The sequence below is a fragment of the Streptomyces sp. NPDC053560 genome (genome assembly GCF_044544605.1).
Lineage (GTDB): Bacteria > Actinomycetota > Actinomycetes > Streptomycetales > Streptomycetaceae > Streptomyces.
Genome location: NZ_JBITXI010000010.1, coordinates 392,639 through 400,920, shown reverse-complemented (window position 1 = coordinate 400,920; position 8,282 = coordinate 392,639). Strand labels below are relative to the sequence as shown.

6 protein-coding genes are annotated in these 8,282 nt (G+C 71.7%); 1 reads left to right on the top strand and 5 read right to left on the bottom strand.

Features of this window, described 5'->3' with window-relative positions; translation table 11 throughout:
• The first annotated feature begins 125 nt into the window (after nucleotides 1–125).
• A complete protein-coding gene (locus ACIGQF_RS25620; RefSeq protein ID WP_399714410.1) occupies nucleotides 126–638 on the top strand; it encodes a GNAT family N-acetyltransferase in 513 nt (170 codons plus the stop codon).
• Between the two features lie 52 nt (nucleotides 639–690).
• On the opposite strand, the gene ACIGQF_RS25615 is transcribed toward ACIGQF_RS25620, so the two are convergent.
• The 5 genes from ACIGQF_RS25615 to ACIGQF_RS25595 all read right to left on the bottom strand — a co-directional run bounded on the left by ACIGQF_RS25615 (nucleotide 691) and on the right by ACIGQF_RS25595 (nucleotide 7,892).
• The gene (locus tag ACIGQF_RS25615; RefSeq protein WP_399714407.1) at nucleotides 691–2,565 is read right to left on the bottom strand and encodes a type VI secretion protein; all 1,875 of its coding nucleotides are present in this window, start codon (nucleotides 2,563–2,565) and stop codon (nucleotides 691–693) included.
• An 82-nt stretch (nucleotides 2,566–2,647) separates the two neighbouring features.
• The gene (locus tag ACIGQF_RS25610; RefSeq protein WP_399714463.1) at nucleotides 2,648–4,114 is read right to left on the bottom strand and encodes an ATP-binding protein; all 1,467 of its coding nucleotides are present in this window, start codon (nucleotides 4,112–4,114) and stop codon (nucleotides 2,648–2,650) included.
• Between the two features lie 28 nt (nucleotides 4,115–4,142).
• Nucleotides 4,143–5,705, bottom strand: coding sequence for an SCO6880 family protein (locus ACIGQF_RS25605; RefSeq protein ID WP_399714406.1), 1,563 nt, complete (start codon nucleotides 5,703–5,705; stop codon nucleotides 4,143–4,145).
• Entirely contained in the window at nucleotides 5,702–7,042 is a 1,341-nt protein-coding gene (locus tag ACIGQF_RS25600; RefSeq protein ID WP_399714404.1) for a hypothetical protein, read from the bottom strand. The genes ACIGQF_RS25605 and ACIGQF_RS25600 overlap by 4 nt, the downstream gene beginning before the upstream one ends.
• Nucleotides 7,032–7,892, bottom strand: a complete 861-nt coding sequence (locus ACIGQF_RS25595; RefSeq protein ID WP_399714402.1) for a hypothetical protein — start codon at nucleotides 7,890–7,892, stop codon at nucleotides 7,032–7,034. Before ACIGQF_RS25595 ends, ACIGQF_RS25600 begins: the two co-directional genes overlap by 11 nt.
• Between the last annotated feature and the right edge of the window lie 390 nt (nucleotides 7,893–8,282).

The following is an 8,282-nucleotide window of genomic DNA, read 5'->3' as shown; positions in this document are numbered from 1 at the left end:
GGGGGACCCTGTGGGAGAGTAGGACGCCGCCGAACAATCTTTGTGGGAAAGCCCCGCACCGTATGGTGCGGGGCTTTTCTGCGTTCCGGGGCCATGGTGTGCGGGCCCGCGTCTAAGGTGCGGAGATGGGATACGACATCAGGCCGGTCACAGCCGGCGAATGGCGCGAGCTCAAGGAACTGCGGCTCGCGGCGCTTTCGGACCCGGCGGCATCCATCGCCTTCCTCACGACCTACGCGCAGGCATCGGCGTACCCCGACGAGCGCTGGCAGGAGAACGCTCAGGCAAGCGAATCGGGACACGGCGTCGTCACGTACGCAGCGGTGGCCGCCGACGGCGACTGGGCCGGAATGGCGACCGTACTCCTGGAGACCGCCGACCAGCCGAAGGCCAAGGTGGTGGGCTTCTACGTCCGTCCCGAGCACCGACGGACGGGCGTGGCCGCCGAGTTGCTGCAAGCGGCGGTGGCGCGGGCCACGGACGGACCGGCGGGAGCCGAGAGCGTCTTCCTGTCGGTGCATGAGCAGAACGTCCGCGCGCAACGGCTGTACGAAGCCCAGGGGTTCGTACGCACCGGCGAGACCGAGGAGGACGCCACGGGGACGATATGGGAGTACGTACGGAAGCGGACGTCGTGAGCCAGTCGGCCCAGTGAGCCGGTCAACCCGTTGAGCCCGATGGCCCCGGGGCTCAGGCCGGCAGTGCGGCGTGGGGCCAGCGGGCGCGGGCCTGTTCGGGGGAGCGGAGCGTGGCGAGCGTCAGCAGGCCCTGCGTGGCGCCCGAGGAGATGAGTTCGGGAAGGGCCGGCAGGGGGGCGAGCGCCGCGATGTCGTCGAGGACGAGGGTGAGTGGTGGGTCGAGGCGACCGTCAGATGACCGTTCGGCCATGCGGCGGCCGCGCTCGACCACGCTTGAAACGAGTGCGGTGAGCAGCGGCATCGCACCCGGCGTCGTGCGCGGGTCCTCAAGGGGCTCGCCCACAACATAAAGCGTTCCCCCTTCGCCGACAAATGATTCGAGGGCGAGGGCATCAGCTCGCCCTGGATTGCACGCGTCCCGGATATGGACGGAGGACAGGGCGGCCAGCGCGCGGGCGACCAACTGCTGGGCCATGTCGCGGCGTTCGGGGTGCGCGGTCAGCACGGACTCCAGCTCGCCGGCCCGGCCGGACGCGGCCTTGGAGTTCGTACGGAGAATGCGTACGGGTTCGTGGGCGGCGCCGCTGCCCTGTGCCCAGCGGTGGATCTGCCGGAAGGGCCGGCCGTCCACGGCGGCCGCGTGCAGCCAGCAGCGCAGCAGCGTTTCTGCGGCGTCGGCGAGAGCGGAATCGAGCGTGCTCGCGGGGCGTACGGGGGCGAGGAGCGCGGCGGCGCGCGTACCGGCTACGGCGATGTCCGTGCAGCCCGCGGTGGGGGACCAGCGGAGGCGGGCGGGGGTGTCGAGGGCGTGCAGCGGGTCGTAGACGTGCAGCGGCCCGAGTTTCGCCCGTGCGTCCTTGCTCTCGGCCCAGAGGGTCGGATCGGTCGTCGCTACGAGGAGCGGGCCCTCGGCGGCGTTGATCACGTCGAGCGCGGCGGCGCGGGCAGCGGGGCGCTCGGTGCGGTGGTGGTAGTGGACGCGGGGGAGCGCGGCGCCGGCAGCCGCCTCGGTGACGCTGCCGCCGCCGACGGGGGTGGGGGGAGGGGCCGCCGGGCCGGTACCGGCCGCGCCGAGTGCGGCGATCGACCCTGCTGCTCCTGCCGCCCCTGCTGCGTCGCCCGCGGCGGACACGGCGGACGTGCCGGCGGCGTCGGCGGGGCCAGGCGTGGGGGCGTTGGTACGGGCCTCCGCGGGGGCGGCCGGTGCGGGAACTTCTGTACGGGCGTCTGCGGCCTGCTGCGGCGCCGGTGCGACTGTGGGGACGGTGGCGGCCGCTGCGGCCGCCGTGCCGGCACCCACGGCGGTCTCCGCCCCCTCTGAGGCAGGGGCGGGAGCAGGGGTCGCGGAGGGGGCAGGCGCGGGAACCGTGGCGGGAGGCGTCTGCCCCGGCTGCCCCGCCTGCGGCTCCTTGGTCATCGGTACGGGGCGCTGAGCGTCCCCCGGGGCCTCGCCGGTCACGTGCCCCCGGGCGGCGTTCCGTTCGGCTCGGCGCTGGGCGCGTACCGCGCGGAAGCGGGTGACCGTGCCCAGTACGAAGACGGTGAGGACGACCAGGACCATCAGCTCGCTGATGAGGACGCCCCAGAAGAGGCCGTAGCCGGAGAGCTGGCCGGCCGGGGTGGCGGGCCAGGCGCCGGCCAGGTCGTGCGGCTCGGTGACCAGTTCGCGCATCGCCAGGGGCGTGCGCGTGAAGGTCAGGTGGTCGGGCCAGCCGCCGTGGGCGAAGAGGCCGGAGAGGCCCGTGGCGAGCCAGACCAGCACGGTCAGGCCGAGGAGGAAGGCCAGTACGCCGACGAGCAGGGAGTCGGGAACGCCGCGTTCCCGTCGCCGGGGCCCGGCCCCGCCGTCCCGGCCCGGTCCGCCGGGGCCCTGCTCTCCGTACGCGTGCCCCTGCCGGTCGTACCGGTCGTACCCGTCGCCGCTCACGCCACCGACCTGTCCTTCGTGCTGCCGTGCTGTCCGTCCGGGGCCAAAGAGGCCAATGAGGCCAAAGAGACCACCGAGGCCCTCACGCCACCGTTTCGCTCGACTCGTTGCTGAGCTGGCGTGCCATGGCCATGGCTTCCGCGCGTGCTTCGGCCTCGGCGTCCGCGGCGCGCTCCAGGGCGCGGGCCTCCTCCGTGGGCTGCGCCGACGCGTCGGCGATGGAGGACTCGGTCATGGCGCGGTCGGTGTAGACCAGCGGGCGTTCGGCCTCGGTGATCAAGTGCTTGACGACCTGGACGTTGCCGTTGACGTCCCAGACCGCGATGCCGGGGGTGAGGGTGGGGATGATCTCCACCGCCCAGCGTGGCAGCCCCAGTACGCGCCCCGTGGCCCGTGCCTCGTCGGCTTTCTGGGCGTAGATGGTCCTGGTCGACGCCATCTTGAGGATGGCTGCCGCCTCCCGCGCCGCCGCGCCGTCGACCACGTCGCTGAGGTGGTGGACGACGGCGACGAAGGAGAGACCGAGCCGTCGGCCGAACTTCAGCAGGCGCTGGAAGAGCTGGGCGACGAAGGGAGAGTTGATGATGTGCCAGGCCTCCTCGACCAGGAAGATCCGTTTCTTCCGGTCGGGGCGGATCCAGGTGTGCTCCAGCCAGACGCCCACGATCGCCATCAGGATCGGCATCGCGATGGAGTTGCGGTCGATGTGGGAGAGGTCGAAGACGATCAGCGGCGCGTCGAGGTCGATGCCCGCGGTCGTCGGGCCGTCGAACATGCCACGGAGGTCACCGTCGACGAGGCGGTCCAGCACGAGGGCGACGTCCAGGCCCCAGGCCCGTACGTCGTCCAGGTCGACGTTCATCGCCTCGGCGGACTCCGGCTTCGGATGGCGGAGTTGCTCGACGATGTCGGTGAGGATCGGCTGGCGGTCGGTGCCGGTCTCGTTGTCCTCGGCGGAGCCGGCCCCATTGAGTACGGCGGCGTGCGCGACCTTGAGCGCGAAGCCGGAACGCTCGTCGAGGCCGTGGCCCATGGCCACCTCGATGATCGTGCGGAGCAGCGCCAGCTGGCCGGTGGTGGTGATCGACGGGTCCAGCGGGTTCAGGCGGATGCCGCCGTTCAGTGCCGCTGTGGGGTCCAGCCGGATCGGGGTTATACCGAGTTGTTCGGCGATGAGGTTCCACTCGCCGACGCCGTCCTCGCCCTGTGCGTCGAGCACCACGACCTGGCGGTCGCGGAACCGGAGCTGGCGCAGGACGTAGGTCTTCTCCAGCGCGGACTTGCCGTTGCCGGACTCACCGAGGACGAGCCAGTGCGGGGCCGGCAGCTGCTGGCCGTACAGCTGGAACGGGTCGTAGATGTATCCCTTGCCGCTGTACACCTCGCGGCCGATGATCACACCGGAGTCGCCCAGTCCTGGTGCGGCGGTGGGCAGATAGACGGCCTGGGCCTGCCCGGTGGAGGTCCGTACGGGCAGCCTGGTCGTCTCCACCTTCCCGAAGAGGAAGCTGGTGAAGGCCTCGGTGATCGCGGCGAGCGGATCGAGCATGGCCATGACGTACGCGCCTCCCAGCGGCTTAGCGGCGGATCCCGGTCGCGAACGGAAGCGTGTTGACGAAGGCCCGGTGGTGCTCGCGGTCGCACCACTCCAGCTTGAGGTAGGACTTGCCGGCCGAGGCGCGGATGGTCCGCTTGTCACGGGCCAGCGCCTCGGGCGAACGGGACGAGACGGTGATGTACCCGACGATGTTCACCCCGGCCGCGCCGGACGCCAGGTCCTCGCCGCGCTGGTCGACGCGACCGTGGTGGGCCACGTCGCGCGGGTCCACCACGCGGTTCATCTTGGCGGCGCGGCTGGCTTCCGCGTCGTCGTTGGTCTTCTCGGTCAGCATGCGCTCGATCGCCACCTCGGTCGGTTCGAGGTCCATGGTGACGGCGACGGTGCGGATGACGTCGGGGGTGTGGACGAGCAGCGGGGCCAGGAAGTTGACGCCGACCGGGGTCAGCGGCCACTCCTTGACCCACGCGGTGGCGTGGCACCACGGCGCGCGCGTCATGGACTCGCGGGTCTTGGCCTGGAGGTAGGTGGGCTCCATGGCGTCCAGCTCGGCCGGCCAGGCGTTGCGCTTGCTCATCGCCTGGATGTGGTCGATGGGGTGGTCCGGGTCGTACATGGAGTGCACGAGGGAGGCGAGCCGGGCCTGGCCGAGGGGCTGGCGCACCCGGATGTCGGCCTCGGCGAGGCGGGCGCAGATGTCGGTCAGCTCGCGGGCCATGACCACGGCGAGTCCCGCGTCCTTGTCCAGGCGCTTCCGCAGCAGTCCGCCGTTGTGCATGCGTGCCGCGCGGGCCATGGTCTCGGCCTCGGTGGCCAGCTCGCGGTTGTAGTGCATGCAGGCGACTAGGTACGCGCGGTGCTGCTCGGAGGAGGTGGAGACCATGGACTGCAGCTGGTCGTAGGAGTCCTGCAGCCACTGCGGGGAGGTTTGGTCGCCGCGCTGGGCGACGTCCTTGGCGTGCGCGTCGGGGTCGGCGGGGAGCGTACGGGCCAGCATCTGCAGGCGCGTCACGAACCCGTCGCCGTTCGCGACGTGCTTGAGCAGCGTCCCGAAGCGGTCGACCAGGGCCTCCTGGTCCTCGCTGTCGCGCAGGCCGACACCGGGGCCCTCGATTTCTATCGCCGCGGTGACCGTACGCCGGTCGGCGTGCAGCAGTACGGCGATCTCGTCCGGGCCGAAGGGCGCGGAGAGCCAGTTGATGCGGCCGATGCCGGGCGGCGGGCCGATCTCGACCTCACGGCCGTCCATGCTGATGCCCGCCTCCTGGGCGCCGGAGCGGTACGTCGCGCCCTGGCGCAGTGTCCGCTTGTAGCTGCGGTTGATCTCGAACCACTTGTAGAACGTCCGGCCGCGGTACGGGACGTACACGGCGGCCAGCGCGATCAGCGGGAAGCCGGTGAGCGTCACGATGCGCAGGGGCAGGACGGGCACCAGCAGGCCGCACATCATCCCGAGGAACGCGCCCGCGATGATCAGCCCGATCTCGCCGGTCTCGCGGTTCTTGCCGATGACCGCGTTGGGCCGGGCGCGGCCGATGAGATACGTGCGTCGGGGCGTGATCGGGTGGGACTGAGTGCTCAACGCCCATCACCTCCTGCTGTCTTGCCGGTGCGGGCGGAACCGCCCGAGGCCGCGCCGGGGCGCGGGCCGGGGCTCGTACGGGGCGCGGGCGGGCCGGCGGTGCCGGAGCCGCCGCGGGAGCTGTGCGCGGCGACGCCGCCGGCCACGGCGTCGGCCGGGCGGGACTGGCCGCCGCTGCTGTTCCCGGTGTCGCCGGTGTTGCCGCCGCTGCCGCGGGAGCTGTGGGTCTTGATGCCCTGCGAGACGAGGGCGGCGGGGGAGGAGACGAGCGCCGCGGCCTGGCTGCCGTCGGTCGCGGCCTTCTTGTTGGTGCGGGCCGCCATGATCTCGTCGCCGAAGCCGGGGACGAAGCGGTAGATCATGGCGCTCGCGAAGATGGCGAGCAGGATGATGGCGAGGCCGGAGACGACGGCGGAGAAGGAGTCGGGGCCCTTCTCGGAGGAGAGCGCGCCGGCGATGCCCAGCACGATCACGATGACCGGTTTCACCATGATCACGGCGATCATGATGCCGGCCCAGCGGCGGACGTGGCCCCACATGTTCTTGTCGACGAGGCCGGCGTAGACGACCGTGCCGAGCAGGGCGCCGACGTAGAGCAGGGCGGCACGGATGACCAGCTCCAGCCAGAGGATGCCGGCGGCGAGCACGGAGACGAGCGCGACGACGATCAGCATGATCGGGCCGCCGCCGATGTCCGTGCCCTTCTTGAGGGCCTCGGAGAACGATCCGAAGAAGATGTCCGTCTGGGCGCCGGTGCCTCTGGCGATGATCTCGGTGACGCCGTCGGTGGCGGAGACGACGGTGTAGAGGATCAGGGGGGTGAAGGCGGAGGCGAGGACGGTGAGCCACAGGAAGCCGACCGCCTCACTGATCGCCTCGGTGAGGCGTACGCCGCGTACGGCGCGCTTGGCGACGGCGAGCAGCCAGAGCACGAGCGTGAGGATCGTGGAGGCGGCGAAGACGACGGCGTACTGGCGCAGGAACGCGGCGTTGGTGAAGTCGACCTGCGAGGTCGCCTTCACGGCGTCGGACAGCTTGGTGACGATCCACGCGGCGGCGTCGGCACAGCCCTTGGCCAGCGACTGAAGGGGGTCGAGGGGGTTGCTGCCGGAGGCGGGCGGGGTCGAGCTGCCGCTCCCCCCGGAGCCGCGCTCCTCGCAGAGCTCCTTGGCCTTGTCGGTGAGGAGGTCGCAGGGGTTGTCGCTCGGCTTCGGGGAGGGCGCGGCGAAGGCACGCGAGGCGAAGAGCACTGCCCAGACCTGGACGCCGGCGAACACTGCCGCGAGCGAGCGGCCGCGGCGTGCAGGCCTGCTGGTGCGGGGAGACTTACCGCGCATACGTGAACCCTCCGAACCCTTCGACGGCCTTGGACATCTCCTCGGCCGTCGCGGCGGCCTGGTCGCGGCCGACCGGCGCCGGCCCCTTCTTCTGCGAGACCCCGGTGACCTTCCAGTCACCCCCGACCCACTGCAGCTTCATGGTGGTCGTGTACCAGCTCTCCGTGACCGGGTTCTCCGAGCCCTCACCGGCCAGGCCGAACAGGGAGGAGTACCAGACGGCGACCTTGGCGGACGTGCCCCCGAACGTGTCGACCTTCGTGCCGACCGGGTTGGCCCGGGACACGAACGTCTGGCCTTCCGGCGCCTTGCCCTCCTTGTCCAGGCCGACCCCTGCCAGGAACTGCGGATCGGCGTATACCTTGCGCAGCGCTTCCTTGCGGGCGGTCGCGGCGGAGGGGGCGTAGACCGCCTCGACGATCGCGTCGCGCGAGTCGGTGCGGTACATGCCGTCGCTGGCGAGCGCCACCGCGTAGTTCGCGGCCGCCGATTGGGCGCCCTGTTCGGATTTGGGGAAGCCGGAGGGGATGGTGGGGGTGTCGGAGTTCTTGCCGGAGACGGGGCGTTGGCCCGTCGGGGCGGTGGGCTGGGCGGCCGGGGCGCCGGAGTCGCCGTCGGCGGAGTCCGAACCGGAGCCGGAGCCGCCGCGGTTGGCGAAGGCGATGGCGGCGATGAGCAGCACGACCACGCCGACGATCGTGACGAGGTTGCGGCTGGACATACCGCCGCGGGACCGGCGGCCGGAGCCGTAGACGTCGCCCTCGCCGCCGGGAAGTCTGGTACGCGTCTGGCCGGGGCCCTGGCCGCTGTACTCCCCGCCGCCGTACGCTCCGTCGTCACCGAGACTCATGGTGCCTGCGCCCCCTCAACCGGCATCGCTGCCGTCTTCGCCGTCGCCTTGCCGCAACCCGGGTACGACCGTAGCCGCGTGGGAGGCGGCCCGGTCGTCCTGATACGAGTACACCCCACTGTGACGGAACGGCGAACCCGTCCGCATCGCCTGTGGACAACTGCACGGGCGGTGCGGAGCGGGCTGTGGACGAGTGGGCGGAGTGGACATCAGCATGTGGCCTCGGACAGGGATATGGGCCAGGTGTGGCGGCCGCGCACAGCCGACGACCCATGGGACGTGAGCCGGGGCACGGCGCGGTAGAGCGCGCGGCGGGCGCGTGGACGGACGGGCGGGGCGTACGCACGGGCGTACGACGGATGTACGGGTCGGGGCACGGCGGGCAGGCGT